Annotated in this window: 20 protein-coding genes and 1 tRNA gene; 11 read left to right on the forward strand and 10 right to left on the reverse strand. The window is 67.8% G+C overall.

The window, feature by feature from the left end; all coding sequences use genetic code 11:
• Window positions 1–68 precede the first annotated feature (68 nt).
• A complete protein-coding gene (locus tag ACV22V_RS12475; protein ID WP_059528048.1) occupies window positions 69–1,727 on the forward strand; it encodes an MFS transporter in 1,659 nt (552 codons plus the stop codon).
• Window positions 1,728–1,849: 122 nt separating this feature from the next.
• Window positions 1,850–1,926 (forward strand) — tRNA-Met (locus ACV22V_RS12480).
• Between the two features lie 107 nt (window positions 1,927–2,033).
• Here ACV22V_RS12480 and ACV22V_RS12485 read toward each other — a convergent pair.
• Together ACV22V_RS12485 and ACV22V_RS12490 are read right to left on the reverse strand one after the other, a co-directional pair.
• Entirely contained in the window at window positions 2,034–3,005 is a 972-nt protein-coding gene (locus tag ACV22V_RS12485) for a LysR family transcriptional regulator (protein WP_448014045.1), read from the reverse strand.
• A 196-nt stretch (window positions 3,006–3,201) separates the two neighbouring features.
• Window positions 3,202–4,170: a GlxA family transcriptional regulator gene (locus tag ACV22V_RS12490; RefSeq protein WP_059528054.1), complete on the reverse strand. Its 969-nt coding sequence runs from the start codon at window positions 4,168–4,170 to the stop codon at window positions 3,202–3,204.
• Window positions 4,171–4,286: 116 nt separating this feature from the next.
• Between ACV22V_RS12490 and ACV22V_RS12495 the strand changes: the two genes are divergently transcribed.
• Entirely contained in the window at window positions 4,287–4,970 is a 684-nt protein-coding gene (locus ACV22V_RS12495; RefSeq protein ID WP_059820363.1) for a DJ-1/PfpI family protein, read from the forward strand.
• 94 nt (window positions 4,971–5,064) lie between these two features.
• Entirely contained in the window at window positions 5,065–5,376 is a 312-nt protein-coding gene (locus ACV22V_RS12500; protein ID WP_059528060.1) for a cupin, read from the forward strand.
• Window positions 5,377–5,385: 9 nt separating this feature from the next.
• On the opposite strand, the gene ACV22V_RS12505 is transcribed toward ACV22V_RS12500, so the two are convergent.
• Window positions 5,386–5,670, reverse strand: a complete 285-nt coding sequence (locus ACV22V_RS12505) for a PAAR domain-containing protein (protein ID WP_011657840.1) — start codon at window positions 5,668–5,670, stop codon at window positions 5,386–5,388.
• Between the two features lie 314 nt (window positions 5,671–5,984).
• Complete coding sequence (locus tag ACV22V_RS12510; protein ID WP_059528067.1) at window positions 5,985–6,377, reverse strand: MAPEG family protein; 393 nt, start codon at window positions 6,375–6,377, stop codon at window positions 5,985–5,987.
• A 400-nt stretch (window positions 6,378–6,777) separates the two neighbouring features.
• Between ACV22V_RS12510 and ACV22V_RS12515 the strand changes: the two genes are divergently transcribed.
• Entirely contained in the window at window positions 6,778–9,885 is a 3,108-nt protein-coding gene (locus ACV22V_RS12515; RefSeq protein ID WP_448014048.1) for a transglycosylase domain-containing protein, read from the forward strand.
• A 33-nt stretch (window positions 9,886–9,918) separates the two neighbouring features.
• On the opposite strand, the gene ACV22V_RS12520 is transcribed toward ACV22V_RS12515, so the two are convergent.
• Window positions 9,919–10,266, reverse strand: a complete 348-nt coding sequence (locus tag ACV22V_RS12520) for a GFA family protein (RefSeq protein ID WP_448014050.1) — start codon at window positions 10,264–10,266, stop codon at window positions 9,919–9,921.
• Between the two features lie 155 nt (window positions 10,267–10,421).
• On the opposite strand from ACV22V_RS12520, the gene ACV22V_RS12525 reads away from it, so the two are divergent.
• On the forward strand, window positions 10,422–10,667 hold the full coding sequence (locus ACV22V_RS12525) for a DUF1272 domain-containing protein (RefSeq protein ID WP_059528077.1): 246 nt from the start codon (window positions 10,422–10,424) through the stop codon (window positions 10,665–10,667).
• Window positions 10,668–10,688: 21 nt separating this feature from the next.
• Here the strand turns inward: ACV22V_RS12525 and ACV22V_RS12530 are convergent, their stop codons facing one another.
• Window positions 10,689–11,408, reverse strand: a complete 720-nt coding sequence (locus ACV22V_RS12530) for a FadR/GntR family transcriptional regulator (RefSeq protein WP_448014052.1) — start codon at window positions 11,406–11,408, stop codon at window positions 10,689–10,691.
• Between the two features lie 119 nt (window positions 11,409–11,527).
• Between ACV22V_RS12530 and dgoD the strand changes: the two genes are divergently transcribed.
• Window positions 11,528–12,676: a galactonate dehydratase gene (gene dgoD, locus ACV22V_RS12535; protein ID WP_040144789.1), complete on the forward strand. Its 1,149-nt coding sequence runs from the start codon at window positions 11,528–11,530 to the stop codon at window positions 12,674–12,676.
• Window positions 12,677–12,820: 144 nt separating this feature from the next.
• Here dgoD and ACV22V_RS12540 read toward each other — a convergent pair whose 3' ends face one another.
• Window positions 12,821–13,753: a copper resistance D family protein gene (locus tag ACV22V_RS12540; RefSeq protein ID WP_059528083.1), complete on the reverse strand. Its 933-nt coding sequence runs from the start codon at window positions 13,751–13,753 to the stop codon at window positions 12,821–12,823.
• A gap of 377 nt (window positions 13,754–14,130) precedes the next feature.
• Between ACV22V_RS12540 and ACV22V_RS12545 the strand changes: the two genes are divergently transcribed.
• The 3 genes from ACV22V_RS12545 to ACV22V_RS12555 all read left to right on the forward strand — a co-directional run bounded on the left by ACV22V_RS12545 (window position 14,131) and on the right by ACV22V_RS12555 (window position 17,790).
• A complete protein-coding gene (locus tag ACV22V_RS12545) occupies window positions 14,131–14,895 on the forward strand; it encodes a c-type cytochrome (RefSeq protein WP_059528087.1) in 765 nt (254 codons plus the stop codon).
• Window positions 14,896–14,914: 19 nt separating this feature from the next.
• The gene (locus ACV22V_RS12550) at window positions 14,915–16,213 is read left to right on the forward strand and encodes a c-type cytochrome (protein WP_059528091.1); all 1,299 of its coding nucleotides are present in this window, start codon (window positions 14,915–14,917) and stop codon (window positions 16,211–16,213) included.
• Window positions 16,214–16,341: 128 nt separating this feature from the next.
• Window positions 16,342–17,790 (forward strand): DEAD/DEAH box helicase, encoded by a 1,449-nt coding sequence (locus tag ACV22V_RS12555; RefSeq protein ID WP_448014054.1) that lies wholly within the window; start codon window positions 16,342–16,344, stop codon window positions 17,788–17,790.
• Here the strand turns inward: ACV22V_RS12555 and ACV22V_RS12560 are convergent.
• From ACV22V_RS12560 to ACV22V_RS12570, 3 genes are all read right to left on the reverse strand, one after another.
• A complete protein-coding gene (locus ACV22V_RS12560) occupies window positions 17,784–18,293 on the reverse strand; it encodes a hypothetical protein (RefSeq protein WP_059690636.1) in 510 nt (169 codons plus the stop codon). The two genes, ACV22V_RS12555 and ACV22V_RS12560, sit on opposite strands and share 7 nt — an antisense overlap.
• A 71-nt stretch (window positions 18,294–18,364) precedes the next feature.
• Window positions 18,365–19,192, reverse strand: coding sequence for a ferritin-like domain-containing protein (locus tag ACV22V_RS12565; protein WP_059528332.1), 828 nt, complete (start codon window positions 19,190–19,192; stop codon window positions 18,365–18,367).
• Between the two features lie 322 nt (window positions 19,193–19,514).
• Window positions 19,515–21,155 carry a gamma-glutamyltransferase family protein gene (locus ACV22V_RS12570; RefSeq protein ID WP_448014056.1) on the reverse strand — a complete coding sequence of 547 codons (1,641 nt, stop codon included), beginning with the start codon at window positions 21,153–21,155 and terminating at the stop codon, window positions 19,515–19,517.
• A 223-nt stretch (window positions 21,156–21,378) separates the two neighbouring features.
• On the opposite strand from ACV22V_RS12570, the gene ACV22V_RS12575 reads away from it, so the two are divergent.
• On the forward strand, window positions 21,379–22,158 hold the full coding sequence (locus ACV22V_RS12575; RefSeq protein WP_044846783.1) for a DeoR/GlpR family DNA-binding transcription regulator: 780 nt from the start codon (window positions 21,379–21,381) through the stop codon (window positions 22,156–22,158).
• Window positions 22,159–22,376: the final 218 nt, after the last annotated feature.

Consider the following 22,376-nt stretch of genomic DNA (forward strand, 5'->3'; position numbering starts at 1 on the left):
ATAATCGTCGACAGGCCCGCCCACCCAAGGTGGCCGCATATCTATATCAAGGGACTTGGAGACGATTCATGGCAACGTTAGGCGAGCAAATTTCGCACTCGCCGATGACGGGCGAAGAGAAGAAGGTGATCTTCGCGTCGTCGCTCGGCACCGTGTTCGAGTGGTACGACTTTTATCTGGCCGGATCACTCGCGGCCTACATCAGCAAGAGCTTCTTCTCCGGGGTCAATCCGACCGCCGCATTCATCTTCACGCTGCTCGGCTTCGCGGCGGGCTTCGCCGTGCGTCCGTTCGGCGCGATCGTGTTCGGCCGGCTCGGCGACCTCGTCGGCCGCAAGCACACGTTCCTCGTGACGATCGTGATCATGGGCATCTCGACCTTCGTGGTCGGCTTCCTGCCCGGCTACGCATCGATCGGCATCGCGGCGCCGGTGATCTTCATCGCGATGCGGCTGCTGCAGGGCCTCGCGCTCGGCGGCGAGTACGGCGGCGCGGCGACCTACGTCGCCGAGCATGCACCGGCGAACCGTCGCGGCTTCTATACCGCATGGATCCAGACGACCGCGACGCTCGGCCTGTTCCTGTCGCTGCTCGTGATCCTCGGCGTGCGCACGTTCATCGGCGAGGAAGCGTTCGGCAACTGGGGCTGGCGCGTGCCGTTCGTCGCGTCGATCCTGCTGCTCGCGGTGTCGGTGTGGATCCGGTTGCAGCTGAACGAATCGCCGGTGTTCCTGCGCATCAAGGCGGAAGGCAAGACGTCGAAGGCACCGCTGACCGAAGCGTTCGGCCAGTGGAAGAACCTGAAGATCGTGATCCTCGCGCTCGTCGGCCTGACCGCCGGCCAGGCCGTCGTGTGGTACACGGGCCAGTTCTACGCCCTGTTCTTCCTCACGCAGACGCTGAAGGTCGACGGTGCCAGCGCGAACATCCTGATCGCGATCGCGCTCCTGATCGGCACGCCGTTCTTCCTGTTCTTCGGGTCGCTGTCGGACAAGATCGGCCGCAAGCCAATCATCCTCGCGGGCTGCCTGATCGCGGCGCTCACCTACTTCCCGCTGTTCAAGGCGCTCACGCACTACGCGAACCCGCAGCTCGAACTCGCGACGCAGAAGGCGCCGATCACGGTCCTCGCCGATCCGGCCACCTGCTCGTTCCAGTTCAACCCGGTGGGCACGTCGAAGTTCACGAGCTCGTGCGACATCGTGAAGAGCGCGCTCGCGAAGGCCGGCCTGAACTACGAGAACGTCGCGGCGCCGGCTGGCGCGACCGCGCAGATCAAGGTCGGCGATGCGGTGATCCCCGCGTATGACGGCAAGGCGGCCGATGCGAAGGCGCAGGGCGCGGCGTTCGACAAGACGCTCGCGTCGACGCTGAAGGCGGCCGGCTACCCGGCGAAGGCCGACCCGTCGCAGCTCAACTGGCCGATGACGATCGTGATCCTGACGATCCTCGTGATCTACGTGACGATGGTCTACGGCCCGATCGCGGCGATGCTGGTCGAGATGTTCCCGACGCGCATCCGCTACACGTCGATGTCGCTGCCGTATCACATCGGCAACGGCTGGTTCGGCGGCTTCCTGCCGGCGACCGCGTTCGCGATCGTCGCGGCGAAGGGCGACATCTATTCGGGGCTCTGGTATCCGATCGTGATCGCGCTGGTCACGTTCGTGATCGGTCTGCTGTTCGTCAAGGACACGAAGAACTCGAACATCTACGCGCAGGATTGAGGTCGGGCGCGGGCGGCACCCCGCCCGCAACCCGTGCCGGCGCCGGCCGCCGGCACCTTTTTTCAGGAAAGTGAAAAAAGGTGTTGACAGCCCGGCGGCACATCTACATAATTCAAGTCTTCGGCGAATTAGCTCAGTCGGTTAGAGCGACGGAATCATAATCCGCAGGTCCGGGGTTCGAGTCCCTGATTCGCCACCAAATGCGAAAAGCCGCTGTTCCGAAAGGATCAGCGGCTTTTTTCATTGCTTCATCCAGGCGGGCGCGGATTCGCGCGCCGCCTGTCCGTCAGGCGTGCGTCCCGCGCGTCATGCCACCACCGCCCCGCGCTGCGCGTCGGGCACCTCCGCCCGCACCTTCCGCCAGTTCTCCCCGCCCTCCAGCGCCGGCGTCGACTCGAACAGCTCCGCGATCCAGTCCGCGAACACGCGCACCTTCTGCGACAGATGCCGGTTGTGCGGATACACGATCGAGATCGGCTTGGGCTTCGGATTGCAGTCGGGCAGCACCTCGACCAGCGAGCCGTCGCGCAGGTGCGGCAGCACCATGAACAGCGTCGGCTGGATCATCCCGAACCCTTCGAGCCCGCACGTCACGTACGCATCCGAATCGTTGACGGTGACACTGCCGTTCATCCGCACCTCGACCGGCTTGCCCTCGATCATGAACACCCACGGAATCGCCCGTGCGCCGTGGCTCGCGCGGAAATTCACCGCATGATGGTCGGCCAGGTCGGCGATCTCCTGCGGCTCGCCGTGGCGCGCGAGATAGTCGGGCGACGCGCAGGTCACGCGCTTGAGCATCCCGATCCGCCGCGCGACCATCGACGAATCCTCGAGCGGCCCGACCCGGATCATGCAGTCGATGCCCTCCTCGACCGGATCCACGTAACGGTCCGACAAGCCGAGGTCGAGCGTCATGTCCGGATAGCGCTGCCGGAAGATCGACAGCGCCGGCAACACGACGCGCCGCCCGAGCGAACTCGGCATGTGGACGCGCAGCACGCCGCTCGGCTTGCGGTTGCCGGTCTGGAAACTCGCGTCGGCTTCCGCGATCTCCGAGATGATCTTCATGCAATGCTCGTAATACGCGGCGCCCTCCGGCGTCAGCGACAGCCGCCGCGTCGTCCGGTGCATCAGACGCACGCCGAGCAGCGCCTCGAGATTCTGGATGATGGTCGTCACCGACGCGCGCGGCATCGCGAGCGTGTCGGCCGCGCGCGTGAAGCTGTTCGCGTCGACCACGCGGGTGAAAACTTCCATTGCCTGAATGCGGTCCATGCTGCGCCCCCTTCGAATCGCCAACGGAACAGAATAGAGCGCGCAACCCGCGCGGCACAAGCCCCCGCCTATTGTTTGCCACTTCTGAATAGTCGCAGCATTTCGGACTGGAAAGTGATCCGGATTCGTGCAGTTCCAGACGCGACGGCTCCATCCCCGGTCGCCATGCGCGGCGCGCTCACCGCTCACCGGCACGTTACCGCACGAACCGCTCGCGATAGCCCTGCGGCGACACGCCGAGCACGCGCACGAAACTGCGCCGCAGCGTCTCCTCCGAGCCGAAACCGCACCGCGTGGCGATCCGCTTGACGGGCCACGCGGTTTCGCCGAGCAGACGCTGCGCGGCCTCGACGCGAATCTGCTCGACCGCGCGCGCGGGCGTGCGGCCGGTGCCCGCGCGGTAGTGACGCACGAAGCTGCGCTCGCTCATGCTGACGCGCTCGGCAAGCGCCGGCACCGACAAGTCGGCCGTCAGGTGCTCGGCGATCCATGCATGGAGTTCGCCGAAGCGGTCGTCGGTACGTTGCATCGACAACATCGCGCTGAACTGCGCCTGCCCGCCCGGCCGCTTCAGGAACACGACGAGCTCGCGCGCGGCGTCGAGCGCGATCGCCCGCCCGAGATCCTCCTCGACCAGCGCGAGCGCGAGGTCAATGCCGGCCGTCACGCCGGCCGACGTCCACAACGCCCCTTCGCGGATGAAGATCGGATCGGGCTCGACGCGCACGTTCGGATAGCGCGCCGCGAATTCGTCGCAGCGCGCCCAGTGCGTGACCGCGCGCCGCCCGTCGAGCAGGCCGGCCTCGGCGAGCAGGAACGCGCCGGTGCAGACCGATGCGACACGTCGCGCGCGCTGCGCCTGCTGCCGGACCCAGCGCACCGTCCGCGCATCCCGCGAAGCGGCGTGCACGCCCTTGCCGCCGGCCACGATCACCGTATCGGGCCGCCCGGCCGAGCGCAGCGAATCGGCCATCACCACGAGGCCGGAGGACGTCTCGATCGGCCCCGCCTCCGCGGCGACGACACGCGGCGCATACGGCACGGGCTGCCCGCGCTCCTGCGCGAGTTCGTTGACGGATGCGAACACCTGCAGCGGCCCGGTCACGTCGAGCAACTGCGCACGGGGGAACGCGAGGACGATGATCGAGCGCGGAGCGGCAGGCATGGCGATTGGCTGAAAACGTGGGTGATATGGCAATTCCGCCAAACACTACGCGCCTAGAATCGATCTGTCCATCGTGCGCCGGCCGTGGCGCATCCCCTTCCCTTCGGAGCGTTCGCATGACCCTGCATATCGGCCTTCTCGTGTTTCCCGGCGTCCAGCAACTCGATCTCACCGGCCCGCACGACGTGCTCGCGTCGTTGCCCGACGCGACCGTCCATCTGGTCTGGAAATCGCGCGACACCGTCACGTCGAGCAGCGGCCTCGCGCTCGCGCCGACGTGCACGTTCGACGATTGCCCGCCGCTCGACGTGATCTGCGTGCCCGGCGGGATCGGCATCAACGACCTGCTGCTCGATGCCGAAACGATCGCGTTCGTGCAGCAGCGCGCGGCCGCCGCGCGCTACGTGACGTCGGTCTGCACGGGTGCGCTGCTGCTTGGCGTGGCCGGCCTGCTGCGCGGCCGCCGCGCGACGACGCACTGGGCATTTCATTCGCTGCTCGCGCCCCTCGGGGCGGTGCCCGTGCGCGAGCGCGTGGTGCGCGACGGCAACCTGATCACCGGCGGCGGCGTGACGGCCGGCATCGACTTCGCGTTGACGATCGCCGCCGAACTCGTCGGCGACGAAGAGGCGCAGTCGATCCAGTTGGCGCTCGAATACGCGCCCGCGCCGCCGTTCGATGCGGGCTCGCCGGATACGGCGCCGGCGTCGGTGCTGAAGCGCGTGACCGAGCGCTCGGCGGCAGGGCTGGAGAAGCGCAGGCAGACGATCGACGCGGCGTTGCGCGCGATGTCCCGCTGAAGACAAGCACACGAAAACCGAAGGGCGGGCGGGCCGCGCGGCCAAGCAGCCTGCCCGACTCCGCAGCATTCGCATTGACGGACCGGACCTATCGATGAACATCATCCGCAGCACCGCATTCACCGCGCAACGCCCGTGGGGGGCGCTGGACATCGCGAACCTGAACGGCATCACGGTCCGCCTGCACTGGACCGATCGGCCGTACCGTTGGCATGTGAACGACGGCGAGGAGGTTTTCGCGGTGCTCGACGGCCGTGTCGAGATGCGTTACCGCGCAGCAGGTGTCGAGCACGCGACGGTGCTCGAGACGGGAGACGTCTTCCACGCGACGATCGGCACCGAACACGTCGCGCACCCGCTCGGCGAAGCGCGCATCCTCGTGATCGAGACCGAAGGCAGCGACTGACGGCGGGCGTCAGCCCGAGATGGTGCCCGTCCCTTGCGACGGGATCAGCTTCGGCTGCGGCGTGCACAGGCACTGGCACAGGTCGTGTTCGAGCGCGACGACCTTGCCCATCACGGTCATCGTCCGCTCGCCGCCGTCGGACACGATCACGCCCTGGGTCTTGCACGCGGCGCAGAACACCGGCGCGCCGAGATAGGCGAGTTCGCGGCCGTCGAACGACGAATTGGCGATTCCGTCGAGCACGACACCGCCATGGTCGGTCGTGTCGCCCTTCAGGATGAATTTGCGGCTCATGCTTCGGCTCTCCCTCGGAAACGCCGCGCAGCGCGGCATCGGGCCGCGCGCGGGCAGTCGGTATCCGCCCGTCGGTCGCGGGCGTTTCGCGAGGATATCACCGCGCGGCCGATCGTCGAATGCACATCGTTCAGCGCGGCGTTCACGGTGTCGTCGTACGCCGACACCGTGTCATGCACGCCGAAGTACCTCATGGAGGTCGACTCGATACGCGAGCGGATGATCGCGATCGCGTGCGACTGGCCGATTCACTGCTTCGTCGAAGCCGTGCGTTGGCACGATCCCGCGAAGCGGCGATGGCGATGGCGACGCGCTCAGACGAACAGCGCGACGCAAAGCGCGGCGCCGCACAGATACGTGCCGAGCGCGCCGATGAAACGCAGGGGATTCGGCCGGTCCATCGTCGGCCACGCGAGCAGTCCGATCACGAGCAGACAGCGGCACGCGGTTGCCGCGACGATCAGCGAGACGATCGCGCGCGACGGGTCGTGTGCGCCGAAATAGAGAAACAGCACCGCGAGAAACGGCGCGTATTCGGCCGTGTTGCCGTGCGCGCGCACGATCTTGTGCAACCCGTCGGTCGGATCGGACGCACATCCGGAACCGGTGGTGCGCCGGAAGCGCGCAACGGACACGATCAGGCCGAGCCCGAACAGCAGCAACCCCAGGATCGTCGTGCAAACGAGCGCGACGGGATGGATCGACATGGCACCCCCGATGAATGCGGACATGCGCTGCACATCGGGCGATCGTACCTGCGGCCGGTGCACCCGGCTATCGCGGAAACCCGTAGCGTCTTCACGCACCGGCAACGGATTCGGACAGGATCGGACCCGATTTGCGGTCGATACGGCAATGCACAAGACCGGTGCGTGAGCCGCCGGCGCCGCCACGCGCCGTCGTTCCCGGCGGCCGGGCGGTGCGCGCAAACGTTACGCCACGGCGACACGCGCCACCGCATCGCACCGCCCATTGCCGCACGTCACAGGCATGTGCGTTGCGTCGACGCATCTCGGTAGTGAACCGCCCTTGGCAGCCCGCTGCGGAGGACTACACTAATCCTTAATGAGGTGCGGCCGGAGCCTGCGCCTTCAGGGAGACGCCGCCATGAATCGGCCGCTGAATCGCATCCTGCCGCGCGTGACCGGTAGTGCCTCGGTCTGGACGTGGATCAAGTGGTCCTTGCTGGCCGCGCTGGTGATCGCGATCGCGATCGTCGCGCGACTCGTGATGACCGAGATCGCGACATCGCGCCTGCAGGCGCACTACCTGTCCGAGCTCACGCGTGACGTCGGCTACACCGTCGAGGCCGGCGCAAGCGACCACATCCGCTTCCCCGCCAACGGGCCGTACGACCAGCGCCTCGGCTACGCGATGATTCCCGCGTTCCAGCAGCATCTGCTCGCGCGCGGCTTCGTCGTCGGCAAGCAGGCGCGCGATTCGCAACGAATGCTGTCTCTCGCCGATCACGGCCTGTTCCTGCCTTACGAAGAGAAAGACCAGGCCGGGCTGATGCTGTTCGACTCGACCGGCGCCCCGCTGTTCGCGACCGTGTTCCCGCAGCGCGTCTACGCCGACTTCGACACGGTGCCGCGCGTGATCGCGGATTCGCTGCTGTTCATCGAGGATCGCTACCTGCTCGACGCGAACCAGCCGAACCGCAATCCGGCGATCGACTGGGGACGCTTCAGCCGCGCGCTCGCCGACCAGGCGATGCACGTCGTCAACCATCATCAGGCGCGTCCCGGCGGCAGCACGCTCGCGACGCAGATCGAGAAGTTCCGCCATTCGCCCGACGGCCGCACCGCGACGCCGCCGGAGAAGCTGCGGCAGATCGCGTCCGCGTCGGTCCTCGCGTACCTGAACGGCCCGCAGACGATGCTCGCGCGGCGCGCGATCCTGGTGCGCTACCTGAACTCGGTGCCGCTCGCCGCGCGGCCGCACGTGGGTGAAATCACCGGCATCGGCGACGGTCTCGCCGCGTGGTACGGCCGCGACTTCAACGACGTGAACCGGATCCTGTCCGCGCCGACGACCGGCGACAACGTCGACGAACAGGGCAAGACGTTCCGCGAGGTGCTGTCGCTGATCATCGCGCAGCGCGCGCCGTCGTACTTCCTGAATCGCGGCTATCCGGCGCTGCAGAAGCTGACCGACAGCTACCTGCGGCTCCTGTCGAACGGCGGCGTGATCTCGCCCGCGCTGCGCGATGCTGCGCTCGCCGCGCAGATCGAGCGCAGCGCGCCGCCGGCCGCCGCGCACGTGCAGTCGTTCGTGTCGCGCAAGGCCGTGTCGTCCGCGCGCGCGTCGCTGCTGTCGGCACTCGGGATCAGCGACCTGTACCAGCTCGACCAGCTCGACCTCGAAGCCACCAGCACGCTCGACAACGGCGTGCAGCAGGCGGTCGCCGAACGGCTCGCGCGGGCGTCGACCCGCGACGGCGCGCAGGCCGCCGGCCTGTACGGCTTCGAGATGCTCGCGCCGAAGGACGACCCGTCGCACCTCACGTACAGCTTCACGCTGTACGAGCACCGCAACGGCGCGAACATGCTGCGCGTGCAGACCGACAGCGTGAACCAGCCGTTCGACGTGAACCGCGGCGGCCGCATCAACCTCGGCTCGACGGCGAAGCTGCGCACGCTGATCACGTACCTGCAGATCGTCTCCGACCTGCACGCGCGCTACGGCAACCTGTCGAACGCGCAACTCGCGAAGGTGAAGCCCGACCCGATCGACGGACTGTCGCGCTGGGCGCTCGATTACCTGTCGCATACGCGCGATCGCTCGCTGCAGGCGATGCTCGACGCGGCGGTCGAACGCAAGTATTCGGCGAGCCCCGACGTGTTCTACACGGGCGGCGGCGCGCAGGTATTCTCGAACTTCGAGAAATCCGACAACGGCCGCATCCTGACGCTGCATGCGGCGTTCGAGCACTCGGTCAACCTCGTGTTCGTGCGGCTGATGCGCGACATCGTCCATTACGAGATGCTGCAGGCGGCCGGCCCGTCGTCGTCGTGGCTCGGCGATCCGGAGCAGCGCAAGCATTACCTCGAGCAGTTCGTCGACGGCGAAAGCAAGGTCTACGTGAAGCGCTACTACACGCGCTATGCGGGCAAGGCGCCCGACGACGCGCTCGCGCTGATGCTGCAGGACGTGCGCAAGTCGCCGCCGAAGATCGCGACAGTGCTGCGCAGCGTCGCGCCGAACGAATCGCTCGCGTGGTTCAGCGCGCGGATGCGCGCGCAGCTGAAGGGCACGCCGGCCGCGACGCTGTCGGACGACGATCTCGCCGCGCTCTACGCGAAGTACGCGATCGACCGGTTCAACCTCAACGACCGCGGCTACATCGCGAGCGTCCACCCGCTCGCGCTGTGGACGCTCAACTATCTGCGCGCCCACCCGAACGCGCCGCTCGGCGACGTTCAGCGCGACAGCCGCGATGCGCGCTTCTACACGTACTCGTGGCTGTACAAGACGCGCTACCACGCGACCCAGGACCGGCGCATTCGCCACATGGTCGAGTTGCGCGCGTACGGGGAGATCACGAAAGCGTGGCGTGCGCTCGGCTACCCGTTCGCGGAAGTCACGCCGTCATACGCGGCCGCGATCGGCGCATCGGGCGACCAGCCCGACGCGCTCGCGAAACTGATCGGCCTGATCGCGAACGGCGGCCAGAAGGCGCCGACCGAGACGATCACTCGCCTCGACTTCGCGAAGGGCACGCCGTACGAAACGCGCTTCGTGCGCGCGGCCGCGCAGCCGCAGCCGATGCTGTCGCCGGAGATCGTCGACGTGGCGCGCACGCTGCTGCGCGACGTCGTGCTGAACGGCACCGCGCGGCGTCTCGCGGGCGGCTTCACGCTGCCCGACGGCAAGACGCTCCAGGTGTACGGCAAGACCGGGACGGGCGACCAGCGCTTCAACGTCTACGCGCGCGGCGCGCGGCTGATCGAGTCGCGCAAGGTCAATCGCAGCGGCACGTTCGTGTTCGTGCTCGGCGACCGCTTCTTCGGCGTGCTGACGGCGACCGCGCACGAGCCTTACGCGGCACGCTACGACTTCACGAGCGCGATGGCCGTCCAGCTGCTGAAGTCGATGGCGCCGGCGCTCGCGCCGCTGATCGAGCGTCCCGTCACGGCCGGCACGCGCACGGCGGGCCCGGCGCCGCAGGCGGAAACGCCGGCGCCGCAGGCCGCGCCGGTCGAGCCGTCCTGACGGCGGCGCGCGCGCTCGCGCGAGACGCGCCGCTCAATGCGAGCGGCCGTCGTAGTGCGTGACCGGCAGCGCGTCGATATCGACATCCTCGAGGCATCGCACGTTGATCGCGGCCATCGCGGTGCCGTCCGGATGGGTCCCCTCGCCGAACGCATGAATCCCGCAGCGCTTGCAGAAGCGATGGCGGATCACGTGCTTGTTGAACGTATAGGTCGAGAGATGTTCGTCGGGCGTGAGGAGCTTCATGTGATCGCGCGGCACGAACCACATCAGCGCGCCCTTGCGCCGGCAGATCGAGCAGTTGCAGGCCAGCACGCCCTGCAGGTCGCCTTCCGCCTCGAACTTCACGTCGCCGCAGTGACAGCTTCCACGATAAAGCATGGGCGTCTCCCGGGGCGGCCCGTGCGCGACGACGGCATCCCGGCGGGACACCGTTGGCCGGGCCGGTTCATGCGAGTACAGTAGCGCGCACCCGCGTCGCGCGCAATGTGCGGCGACGCTCGTCCCGACCCACTCCGACCACGAGGAAAACCGCCATGCTCGAACTGCGCCCCGGCTGCGAATGCTGCGACAAGGACCTGCCGCCCGATTCGCCGGACGCACGCATCTGCACCTTCGAATGCACGTTCTGCGCGACCTGCGCGGACGACGTGCTGAAGGGCCGCTGCCCGAACTGCGGCGGCGATCTGGTGGTGCGGCCGCGCCGTCCGGCGAGCCTGCTCGCGAAATATCCGGCGTCGACGCAACGCGTGCTGAAGCCGGGCGGCTGCGCGAACCACTGACGGCCCGCACCGCCCTCCCCGTCAGGACATCTCGATCCGCGCGCGCGTCACCGCGAGCAGCGACGCCATCGCGCGGCGCGCGCCGTCCTCGTCGCGCACGCGAATCGCGTCGCTGACGGCCGCGTGCTCGGCGAGCGACGCGTTGAACACATGCGCCCGGCGCGCGTTCAGATGCAGCTGCGCCTCGAGCGTGCGATCGATCAGCGCGCCGAGCGGCACCAGCAGCTCGTTGCCGCCGGCCTCCAGCACGCTCAGGTGAAAGCGCAGGTCCGCGCGCACCCATTCGTCCACGTTGCGCGCGGCGGCCATCGCGCGCACCGCGTCCTCGATCGCGTCGAAGGCGCCCGGCCCGTGCGCGCGCGCGGCCAGCGCGGCCGCATGCGGCTCGATCATCTCGCGCATCTCCTGCAGCTTCAGCGCGAACGCGAGCGGCGGCGCGACGCGCGCGTACCAGTCGAGCAGGTCGGCGTCGAGCAGGTTCCATGCGCGGCGCGGCCGCACGCGCGTGCCGACTTTCGGCCGCGATTCGACCAGCCCCTTCGACGTCAGCGTGCGCAGTGCCTCGCGCAGCACCGTGCGGCTCACGCCGAACATCGCCATCAGGTCCGGCTCCCGCGGCAGCAGCGATTCGGGCGGATAGTCGCCGCGCAGGATCGCCGTCGCCAGCCGGAAGGCCGTCTGTCCATGCAGGTCGCGTTGAATGATCGTTCTCCGGTGACGGGCAACGCCGCGGCTGCCCACTATCTGCACAATAGTGCTATTAATACTATTTTTTATCGGGCTACGCTAGGATAACCGTCACGCATTCGACCGGCGCCGCATCGGCATGTCCGCGCCGGTCACCCCTGGAGACTCGCGACATGAAAATCACCCGCCTCGAAACCTTCGTCGTCCCGCCGCGCTGGCTGTTCCTCAAGATCGAAACCGACGAAGGGATCGTCGGCTGGGGCGAACCGGTCGTCGAGGGCCGCGCGCACACGGTCGAAGCCGCCGTGCACGAACTCGCCGATTATCTGGTCGGCAAGGATCCGCTGCTGATCGAGGATCACTGGCAGGTGATGTATCGCGCCGGCTTCTACCGCGGCGGCCCGATCACGATGAGCGCGATCGCGGGTGTCGACCAGGCGTTGTGGGACATCAAGGGCAAGCATCACGGCGTGCCCGTGCACGCGCTGCTCGGCGGCCAGGTGCGCGACCGCATCAAGGTGTATTCGTGGATCGGCGGCGACCGGCCGAGCGACGTCGCGAACAATGCGCGCGCGGTGGTCGAGCGCGGTTTCAAGGCCGTGAAGATGAACGGCTCCGAGGAGCTGCAGATCGTCGACACCTACGACAAGGTCGAGCAGGTGATCGCGAACGTCGCGGCGGTGCGCGACGCGGTCGGCCCGCACGTCGGGATCGGCGTCGACTTCCACGGCCGCGTGCACAAGCCGATGGCGAAGGTGCTCGCGAAGGAGCTCGATCCGTACAAGCTGATGTTCATCGAGGAGCCGGTGCTGTCGGAGAACGCCGAGGCGCTGCGCGACATCGTCAACCAGACCAACACGCCGATCGCGCTCGGCGAGCGGCTCTACTCGCGCTGGGACTTCAAGCACATCCTCGCGGGCGGCTACGTCGACATCATCCAGCCCGATGCGTCGCACGCGGGCGGCATCACCGAGTGCCGCAAGATCGCGACGCTCGCGGAAAGCTACGACGTCGCGCTCGCGCTGCACTGCCCGCTCGGCCCGATCGCGCTGGCCGCGTGCCTGCAGCTCGATGCGGTGAGCTACAACGCGTTCATCCAGGAACAGAGCCTCGGCATTCACTACAACCAGGGCAACGACCTGCTCGACTACCTGCGCAATCCCGAGGTATTCCGCTACGAAGACGGCTTCGTCGCGATCCCGCAGGGCCCGGGGCTCGGCATCGACGTCAACGAGGAGAAAGTGCGCGAGATGGCGAAGACGGGGCATCGCTGGCGCAACCCGGTGTGGCGTCATGCGGACGGCAGCGTCGCCGAGTGGTGATGAGGAAGTGAAATGAGGTGCGTTGCACGGCGTGCATGCCGCGCAACGGCTTCGAGACGGCCGCCCGACAGGCGGCCGTTTTTGCATCTGCAGCACGCGACGCGCGGGCACCCGGCCCGGCCCGGCCCCGCGCCGCCCCGGCCGTCAGCCGAGCGCCGCGAACCCCGGCACGCTGAACGACAGCACGGCGGCCGCGACGAACACGCCGATCATCGTCAGCGCCTCGAGATGCAGGATGTTGCGGAACGTGTGCGCGTCTTCGGTCGACGCGGTCCGGCGCAGGCGCGGCAGCGCCGAGAAGCGGTTCAACCCGCCGAGCACGAGCGCGAGCGCGACGAGCAGCAGCTTGAGCAGCAGCACGCGCCCCCACGTGGTGCCGTCGAGCGGCGCGAGCGAGCCGCCGAGCCCGCGCAGCGCATTGAGCACGCCCGTGCCGAGCACGAACACGACCGCGATCGTCGAGGTACGCGACAGCTGCTGGCCGATCCGGATCAGCGCGCCGCGCGCGACCGACGAGCCGAGCACCGGCAGCACCGCGAGCCCGCCCGCGAGCACGAGGCCGCCCCACACCGCGGTGGCGAGCAGGTGCAGCGTCTGCACGCCGACCGCCGCGGACAGCGGGCCGGTGTCGGCCGCATGGCCGAGCGACGCCTTGCCGGCCGCGACCACGATCACCGCGAGCCACAGCACCGCATGCGCGACCGGGCCTTCCGGCTTTGCCAGCGCGACGATCGCGAGCACGACCGCACCGGCGAACGCGACGCTCCATGCGAAGCCCGTGTGCGTCTGCGCGAGCATGACGGGAATCGCGGCGAATGCGCCGCCGAGCCCCGCGCCGCTCATCGACGCCGCTTCATACACCAGCCAGCCGAGATCGGCGAGCACGAGCGCCAGCGCCGCCGCGACCAGCGAATGTTGCGCGCGCAGCCATGCGGGATGCGACGGCGCGACGACCGGTCGCGCGCCGTCCTTGCCGAGCCACGCCTTGAGCAGCGCCGAGCCGACGGCCATCGCGAACGTCGCGTCCATCAATGCCGCCAGCGCGACCTGTCCGATCCACAAGCTGTCGATCCTCATCGCGCGCGCCCTCCCGGGAACGGCCGGCCCGCAACGCGGCGGCAAGTGGAACGACAGCGGGAAGACGGCAACGGCACGGTAGGGAACGTCATCGATGAATCCGGAAACGGGAGAAATGACTGGGTCTGCGGCGGAGGCGGCGCCGCGCGACCCGCGAGTGTACGGTCTTCGATGGTCAAAGCGCACGCCGGTTCACACAACCCGTGTACGAAGCGCGTCAAATTGTCGCAAGTCGCAAACAGGCAGGAACCGATGTCCTTTTGCCAAATAGCCGTCATTACCCATCGATGATAGAATGCCGCGTCGCAGCAGCCCGGCTGTCCTGCCGTCCATGCGCCGAGCCGATCGTAGCCCGGACAGGTCCCCGACGAATAAACATGGAGTCTCGTGTGTCTTCAAGACGCCTCTTCCGTCCGTTGCTTGCCGTTCTCCTGATCGGTGGCGCGGGCCTTACGAGCGCTGCTCAAGCGCAGACCAAGCCCACGGAGCAAGCGCACGCCCAGCAGGCGCCGCTCAAGGCACCCGATACGATGGCCGAGCGTGTGCGCGGCTGTACCGCATGCCATGGCGTTCACGGCCAGGGTACGGACAACGACTATTTCCCGCGGCTTGCCGGCAAGCCGGCGGAGTACCTGTACAACCAGCTCGTCAACTTCCGTGATGGCCGGCGCAAGTACCCGCCGATGAACTATCTGCTGACGTACCTGAACGACGATTACCTGAAAGAGATCGCCGAGCACTTCTCGGCCGAGCGTCCGCCGTACCCGACGCCGGCCAAGCCGACGCTGCCGGCCGCCACGCTCGCGCGCGGCAAGCAGCTCGTCACGCAAGGCGATCCGTCGCGCAAGCTGCCGGCCTGCGTGGCCTGCCACGGCGCGGGGCTGACCGGCATGCAGCCGGCGATCCCGGGCCTCGTCGGCCTGCACGCCGATTACCTGAGCGCACAGCTCGGCGCATGGCGCTCGGGCAACCGCCACGCGAAGGCACCGGATTGCATGCACGAGATCGCGTCGAAGCTGTCGGACGAAGACGTGACGGCCGTGACCGCATGGCTCGCCGCGCAACCGGCGCCCGCCAACCCCGTGCCGGCCCCGGCGCGTTCGATGAAGACTCCGCTCGCCTGCGGCAGCGAACCGCAATAAGGCAAGGGAGACAGACACAATGAAACGCAAGTCCCTGTTTGCACTCTCGGCCGTCGCGATCGTCGCGGCTGCCGCCCTCGTGCCGGTCCTCTGGCCGGGCAACGACACGCTGCACGGCAACGCTGCCGTCGCGGCCACGCCGGCCGACCAGGCCGCGCTGATCAAGAAGGGCGAATACCTCGCGCGCGTCGGCGACTGTATCGCGTGCCACACCGTGCGCGGCGGCAAGTCGTTCGCGGGCGGCCTGCCGATGGCGACGCCGTTCGGCACGATGTACACGCCGAACATCACGCCGGACGACAAGGACGGTATCGGCAAGTGGACGTCGGACGACTTCTACCGCGCGATGCACACCGGCCGTTCGAAGGACGGCAGCCTGCTCTATCCGGGCTTCCCGTTCGCGAGCTACACGAAGGTCACGCGCGCCGACTCGGACGCGATCTACGCGTACCTGCGTTCGGTCCCGCCGGTCTCGGTGCCGAGCCGTCCGCACGAACTGAAGTTCCCGTTCAACAACCGCAACCTGCTGATCGGCTGGCGCACGCTGTTCTTCAAGGAAGGCGAATACAAGCCGGATCCGACCAAGTCGGTCGAGTGGAACCGTGGCGCGTACCTCGTCGAAGGCCTCGGCCACTGCTCGATGTGCCACACGTCGATCAACATGATGGGCGGCCCGGTGAGCTCGGCGGCCTTCGCGGGCGGCCTGATCCCGCTGCAGAACTGGTATGCGCCGTCGCTGACGAACGACAAGGAACTCGGCCTCGGCGACTGGCACGTGCAGGAGCTGTCGGACCTGCTGCAGGCCGGCGTGTCGAACAAGGGCGCGGTGTTCGGCCCGATGGCCGACGTCGTGCACAACAGCCTGCAGTACATGAGCGACGAAGATACGCGCGCGATGTCGACGTACCTGAAGTCGATCCCGCAGAAGGCTGAAGCGCCGAAGAACATGCAGTACGAGCCGTCGAAGCAATTCGGCAACGCGCTGTTCGACCAGGGCAAGAAGATCTACGCGGACAACTGCGCGACCTGCCACGCCGAAACCGGCGCAGGCAAGCCGCCGGCGTATCCGCCGCTCGCGGGCAACCATTCGATCGTGATGGAATCGGCGGTCAACCCGATCCGCATGGTGCTGAATGGCGGCTATCCGCCGAGCACGTTCAAGAATCCGCGTCCGTACGGGATGCCGCCGTTCGCGCAGTCGCTGTCGAACCAGGAAGTCGCGGCGGTCGTCACGTATATCCGGATGTCGTGGGGCAACAACGGTACGCCGATCTCGCCGCAACAGGTGAGCGACCTGCGTTCCGCGCCGCTTGACTAAATAACGCGCGACACACACGGGGGCGCGGCTGCGGGAAACCGCAGCCGCGCCCCTTTGCTTTTTGCGACGCCGTTCCCCGCGCGGGCCGCGCGAGGCGTCGCCGATCATAAAACTCAAGAGTGGTATCTATGTCTTTCGAATCTCTCGGCTTGGCCGAACCGCTCGTCAAGGCGGTCAACGAGCTCGGCTACACGTCGCCGACTCCCATCCAGCAACAGGCGATCCCCGCCGTCCTCGGCGGCGGCGACCTGCTCGCCGGCGCACAGACCGGCACCGGCAAGACCGCCGGCTTCACGCTGCCGATCCTGCAGCGCCTGCACACGTTCTATGCCGAGCATCGCGGCGCGAAGCGCGCGGTGCGCGCGCTGATCCTCACGCCGACGCGCGAACTCGCCGCTCAGGTCGAGGAAAGCGTGCGCGCATACAGCAAATACCTGAAGCTGCGCTCGACCGTGATGTTCGGCGGCGTCAGCATCAATCCGCAGATCGATGCGCTCAAGCGCGGCGTCGACATCGTCGTCGCGACGCCGGGGCGTCTGCTCGACCACATGCAGCAGAAGACGATCGATCTGTCGGATCTCGACATCCTCGTGCTCGACGAAGCCGACCGGATGCTCGACATGGGCTTCATCCACGACATCAAGCGCGTGCTCGCGAAGCTGCCGCCGCAGCGCCAGAACCTGCTGTTCTCGGCGACCTTCTCCGACGAGATCAAGTCGCTCGCCGACAGCCTGCTCGATTCGCCCGCACTGATCGAGGTCGCACGCCGCAACACCACCGCGGAAAGCGTCGCGCAGAAGATCCACCCGGTCGACCGCGATCGCAAGCGCGAGCTGCTCACGCATCTGATCCGCGAACACAACTGGTTCCAGGTGCTCGTGTTCACGCGCACCAAGCACGGTGCGAACCGGCTCGCGGAACAGCTGACGAAGGACGGCATCAGCGCGATGGCGATCCACGGCAACAAGAGCCAGTCGGCTCGCACGCGCGCGCTCGCGGAATTCAAGAACAGCACGCTGCAGGTGCTGGTCGCGACCGACATCGCCGCACGCGGGATCGACATCGACCAGCTGCCGCACGTCGTCAACTTCGACCTGCCGAACGTGCCGGAGGATTACGTGCACCGGATCGGCCGCACGGGCCGCGCGGGCGCGACGGGCGAAGCCGTGTCGCTCGTGTGCGTCGACGAGAAGCAGTTGCTGCGCGACATCGAGCGGCTGATCAAGCGCGAGATTCCGCAGGAAGTGATCGCGGGCTTCGAACCCGATCCGAACGCGAAGCCGGAGCCGATCCAGCAACGCCGCGGGCAGCAGCCGCGCGGCGGCAACGGCAACGGCGGCGGCGGCAATCGCCAGCCGCGTGCAGGCGGCGCCGGCCAGCCGGCCGCGAAGCGCGACGGCAATGCGCAACCGAAGGCCGCGAAGGCGGCCAAGCCGCGCACGGCCGGCAGCGCGAGCGGCAATGCCGGTGGCGGCGGCGGTCGCCCGTCAGGCGGCAACGGCGCGCGTCCGGCGAACGGCAACGCCGCGCACGCCAACCGCAACCGCTCGTCGCGCAGCGGCCAGCGCGGTCACTGAAGCCGCGCGGCCGCGCGCCGCAGGTGCTCGACCTGGCGCTGCCAGCGCGCGAGCACCTCGGCGCGCGCCTGCCCTTCCAGCGCGAACGTGACGCCCGTCGCGAGACGCGCATAGCCGACCCGCTGCGCATCGCCATGCGCGATCGTCGCGGCGAACCCGGCCAGTCCGCCGAAGTCCCCTTCGAGCGGCTCGATCCTCAGTTGTGCCTGAAAGAATGCGCCGTCCGCGACGAGCGTCAACGCGGCCGCGCGCCGTTGCGCCAGCGCGCGCGCCGCGCGCGATTGCGGCCATAGCGCAAGCAGCAGCGTGTGCGCGTCGCGCGCATGAATCTCGCCGACGCTGAGCAGCGTCGTGCGCAACTGGCCATCGTCGGTCGCGACGATCAGCGATGCGGCGAAGTCGGCATGGCGTTCGAGCGCGGTGCCGTCGAACAGCGAAACGACGGCCGGCGGCCACGCGTCGAACGTCCATTGTTCGAGCGCGTGGCGATGGGTATCGGTCATGATGGCGGGCCCGGTGAAAAGCAGACGATGATGCCGAAGCATACGCGCGCCGCCGGACCGCGCGGTGACGATCAGCGCATGAATACGTGCCGCGTGATCTTCGTCAGCGGATAGTGGACGCTCGGCTGGATCTTCGCGGGCAGGTCGAGCGGCTTGAGCAGCATCTTCACGCACATGTCGGCCGACAGGTTGCGCCGCACGAGCGAGCTGATGCGCGCGACGCGCTCGCGGTTGTACTGGCTGTCGCCGACACGGTCCGGGTAACGGATCGCGAACACGTGACGCAGCGCGATCTCCGAATCCTCGTTCTTGATTTCCAGCACGCGGCGCGTCAGCGCGCCGAGCACCGCGAGCCGGCCGTTGCCTTCGAGCTTGTTGTACTTCTTGAAGAACTTGAAGAAGTGCTTGTAGTGGCGCACCTCGTCCGATCGGATGTTGTCGGTGATTTCCTTCAGCACCGGCTCGTCCGAGCATTCGTTGATCGCGCGATAGAGCGTGGCCGTGCCCGTCTCGACGACGCAGCGCGCGACCATCTCGAGCGCGCGGGTCTTCTCGAATGCGTCGACCGAGCAGGTCTTCGAGTACTCGGCGAAGAAATTCGCGAACGCGGTATCCCAGTCGAACTCGGGCCACACGTGCGCGATGTACGCCTTCAGCGCGCGCCCGTGCTGCAGTTCCTCGTGCTCCCACGCCGTGTTGAGCCACGCGGACACTTCCGGATCGTCGTTGAAGAACTCGCTCAGGTTGCTCGTGTAGAGATCCGAGCCGCTTTCGATGAACGACGACGCGCACAGCAACAGCAGCAGATCCTCGTTCGCGGCGGCGCGCTGACGATCGATCCGGTTGAGGTCGATGTCCTCGATACGCCACGGCATGACATGCGTCGTTTCAGTAGGCATGGTGGTGCGCTCCCAGTCGTCGCGCGGCCGGCGGCCGGCCCCGATCTTCGGCACGGGCCCGGCGCGCCCGCAGGCGACGTTTTGCTTGCATTTTTAGTGAGTTGGTCCGGCCGAACCATCCTGGCATCTTAGCCGGACTTTTATGTTCGTGCTTCAAAGCACTGACCATACCCGACGGGCGCAGTTCCGCCGCGCATGTTGCGGTTCGTTAGACGAGTTGTTCGAACCGGTTCGCGCACGTTCGACGAGATGCGCCGCGTCAAGCGAAACGGGCGGCCATCCGGCCGCCCGTCGAGCGCAAGACTGGACTGGAAGCGTTCCGTCAGAAACCGGCCGCGAGACCGTCGCGACGGCTGTCGCTCGCGGCCACGTAGCCGCGCTCGGGATCGTCGCGATCGAGCCGCCACACGAACTGCCCCGAGCCGAAATCCATGTAAGGATCGTCGATCGACTTGATCGTATGGCCGCGCGCGGCGAGCGCATCGACCGTGTCGCGATTCATCGTCGACTCGACGTCGAGCGTGAAGTCGCGATTGACCTTCCAGCGCGGCGCGTCGCAGGCGGCCTGCGGCTGCTGCCCGTAGCCGAGCATGCGCACGACGGTCTGCAGATGGCCCTGCGGCTGCATGTCGCCGCCCATCACGCCGAAGCTCATCACGGCCTCGGTGCGGCCGTCGACTTCCTCGGTGACGAACGCCGGGATGATCGTATGAAACGGCCGCTTGCCGCCCGCGACGACGTTCGGCGACGCCGGGTCCATCGAGAAGCCGTGCCCGCGGTTCTGCAACGCAATGCCCGTGCCCGGCACGACGAGCCCCGAACCGAAACCCATGTAGTTCGACTGAATGAAGCTCACCATCATCCCGCGCTCGTCCGCCGCCGACAGATAGATCGTGCCGCCCGAATGCGGCCGGCCGGCAGCGAAGTGCGTCGCGCGTGCGCGATCGATCAGCTTCGCGCGTTCCGCGAGATACGCGTCGTCGAGCATCTGCGCGGGAGTCACGTCCATCGCGCGCGGATCGGCGACGTAGCGATAGACATCCGCGAACGCGAGCTTCATCGCCTCGATCTGCAGGTGCTGCGAGTCGGCCGAATCGACCGGACATTCGGCCACGCCCGCCTGCTCCGCGATCCCGAGCGCGATCAGCGCGGCGATGCCCTGCCCGTTCGGCGGGATCTCGTGAATCGTGTGCCGCCCGAAGCGCTTGCCGATCGGCTCGACCCATTCCGGCCGGTACGCGCGCAGGTCGGCTTCGGTCAGCGCGCCGCCGCCTTCGCGCGCGAATGCCGCGATCTGCCCGGCGAGCGCGCCCTCGTAGAACGCGCGCGGACCGTCCTTCGCGAGGGTGCGCAGCGTCCGCGCGTGGCCCGGCAGGCACATGCGCTCGCCGACGAGCGGCGCGCGCCCGCGCGGCATGAAGGTATCGGCGAAGCCCGGCAGCCCCTGCAGTTCGGGCACCGCGGCGGCCCACTTGTGCGCGACGATCGGCGACACCGAATAGCCGCGCTCGGCGATCTCGATCGCCGGCTCGAGCAGGTCCGCGAACGGCAGCGAACCGAACTTCGCGTGCAGCGCTTCCCAGCCCGCGATCACGCCCGGCACCGTGACGGTGTCCCAGCCGCGCGTCGGCTTGTTCGCGATGCCGCGTGCATCCTCGCCGTGGCGCTGGCGGAAGTAGCCGGGGTTCCACGCGGCCGGCGCGACGCCTGACGCATTCAGCCCGGACAACCGCGCGCCGTCCCACACGAGCGCGAATGCATCGCCGCCGAGCCCGCACGACACCGGCTCGACCACCGTGATCGCGGCGGCGGCGGCCAGCGCCGCATCGACGGCATTGCCGCCCTTCCACAGCATCCGCAGCCCGGCCTGCGCCGCGAGCGGATGCGACGTCGACACGACGTTGCGCGCGAACACCGGAATGCGGGTCGTCGGATACGGGTTGTGCCAGTTGAAGCCAGTCATCGGTTCCACCTCGTCGAAAGCTGAATGAACGCGCCGGACGCACGGCCGGCGCGCGCGGACAGTCCGTCATTGCAGCGCGATCCGCGTGATCGCACAAATTCATTTGTCACATGAATCCATGTACTTTCCGCATGAATTCCGCGCAGCGATACGCTGCAGGCCGGTCGAACGCCCTTCCCGCCCTTACAATACCCGCTCCGCCTCACGACCTGACCGCCGAGCCATGACCCGAGATCCCCGCCTCACCCTCAACGCGCGCCAGCAGGAACTGCTCGAATGGGTGCAGCGCGACGGCTTCGTGACCGTCGACGATCTCGCCGCGCACTTCGCGGTCACGCCGCAGACGATCCGCCGCGACGTGAACTGGCTCGCCGACCTGAACCTGCTGCGCCGCTATCACGGCGGCGCGAGCCTGCCGACCAGCTCGGAAAACGTGTCGTATACCGCGCGCCAGCGGATGTTCCACGACGAGAAGCGACGCATCGCGGCGCTCGCCGCGTCGCACATCCCCGACCAGGCATCGCTGTTCATCAACCTCGGCACCACGACCGAGGAGGTTGCGCGCGCACTGAACCGCCATCACGGGCTCCACGTGATCACGAACAACCTGAACGTCGCGTCGATGATGAGCGGCTACCCGGACTGCGAGGTGCTGATCACGGGCGGCATCGTGCGGCCGTGGGACAAGGGCATCGTCGGCGAACTCGCGATCGACTTCATCCGCCAGTTCAAGGTCGACTACGCGATCATCGGCACGTCGGCGATCGAGGCCGACGGCACGCTGCGCGACTTCGACACGCGCGAGGTGCGCGTGGCCGAGGCGATCATGCAGCACGCGCGCACGGTCTACCTCGTCGCCGACCACTCGAAAGTCGGCCGCCCGGCGCTGGTGCGCCAGGGACACCTGAGCCAGGTGCATGCGCTTTTCACCGACAAGCCGCTGCCGCCGGAGATGGCCGATGCGGTGGCGAACGCGGGCACCCAGGTGTACGTCGCGGAATGACGCTTGCGATGCTGCACCGCACCTGAAACTTCAAGTGAAATCAAGAAGTTGGCGCGCCGGCTGAACCGCTTGCGGCATACGTCCCTGTCAAACTGAAAATTAACGGGGCACGATTTGTCGTTGCCCGCGCGCTCGACTAGACTCCAGTTCCCCGGCCCGTTCGCCCGATACGCCCGTGCCAAGGCGTGTGCGAATCCCAAGGCCGGCGAATACAGCTT

The sequence above is a fragment of the Burkholderia sp. AW33-5 genome (assembly GCF_053427615.1).

Excerpts from the sequence above, each read along its gene's own strand:
- ACV22V_RS12570 (WP_448014056.1), bottom strand. The coding sequence starts at position 21,155 with ATGACTGGCTTCAACTGGCACAACCCGTATCCGACGACCCGCATTCCG.
- ACV22V_RS12520 (WP_448014050.1), bottom strand. The coding sequence starts at position 10,266 with ATGCTTTATCGTGGAAGCTGTCACTGCGGCGACGTGAAGTTCGAGGCG.
- ACV22V_RS12490 (WP_059528054.1), bottom strand. The coding sequence starts at position 4,170 with ATGCCTGCCGCTCCGCGCTCGATCATCGTCCTCGCGTTCCCCCGTGCG.
- ACV22V_RS12500 (WP_059528060.1), top strand. The coding sequence starts at position 5,065 with ATGAACATCATCCGCAGCACCGCATTCACCGCGCAACGCCCGTGGGGG.
- ACV22V_RS12485 (WP_448014045.1), bottom strand. The coding sequence starts at position 3,005 with ATGGACCGCATTCAGGCAATGGAAGTTTTCACCCGCGTGGTCGACGCG.
- dgoD (WP_040144789.1), top strand. The coding sequence starts at position 11,528 with ATGAAAATCACCCGCCTCGAAACCTTCGTCGTCCCGCCGCGCTGGCTG.
- ACV22V_RS12510 (WP_059528067.1), bottom strand. The coding sequence starts at position 6,377 with ATGTCGATCCATCCCGTCGCGCTCGTTTGCACGACGATCCTGGGGTTG.
- ACV22V_RS12540 (WP_059528083.1), bottom strand. The coding sequence starts at position 13,753 with ATGAGGATCGACAGCTTGTGGATCGGACAGGTCGCGCTGGCGGCATTG.
- ACV22V_RS12505 (WP_011657840.1), bottom strand. The coding sequence starts at position 5,670 with ATGAGCCGCAAATTCATCCTGAAGGGCGACACGACCGACCATGGCGGT.
- ACV22V_RS12575 (WP_044846783.1), top strand. The coding sequence starts at position 21,379 with ATGACCCGAGATCCCCGCCTCACCCTCAACGCGCGCCAGCAGGAACTG.
- ACV22V_RS12495 (WP_059820363.1), top strand. The coding sequence starts at position 4,287 with ATGACCCTGCATATCGGCCTTCTCGTGTTTCCCGGCGTCCAGCAACTC.
- ACV22V_RS12525 (WP_059528077.1), top strand. The coding sequence starts at position 10,422 with ATGCTCGAACTGCGCCCCGGCTGCGAATGCTGCGACAAGGACCTGCCG.
- ACV22V_RS12515 (WP_448014048.1), top strand. The coding sequence starts at position 6,778 with ATGAATCGGCCGCTGAATCGCATCCTGCCGCGCGTGACCGGTAGTGCC.
- ACV22V_RS12550 (WP_059528091.1), top strand. The coding sequence starts at position 14,915 with ATGAAACGCAAGTCCCTGTTTGCACTCTCGGCCGTCGCGATCGTCGCG.
- ACV22V_RS12560 (WP_059690636.1), bottom strand. The coding sequence starts at position 18,293 with ATGACCGATACCCATCGCCACGCGCTCGAACAATGGACGTTCGACGCG.
- ACV22V_RS12475 (WP_059528048.1), top strand. The coding sequence starts at position 69 with ATGGCAACGTTAGGCGAGCAAATTTCGCACTCGCCGATGACGGGCGAA.
- ACV22V_RS12555 (WP_448014054.1), top strand. The coding sequence starts at position 16,342 with ATGTCTTTCGAATCTCTCGGCTTGGCCGAACCGCTCGTCAAGGCGGTC.
- ACV22V_RS12565 (WP_059528332.1), bottom strand. The coding sequence starts at position 19,192 with ATGCCTACTGAAACGACGCATGTCATGCCGTGGCGTATCGAGGACATC.
- ACV22V_RS12545 (WP_059528087.1), top strand. The coding sequence starts at position 14,131 with ATGGAGTCTCGTGTGTCTTCAAGACGCCTCTTCCGTCCGTTGCTTGCC.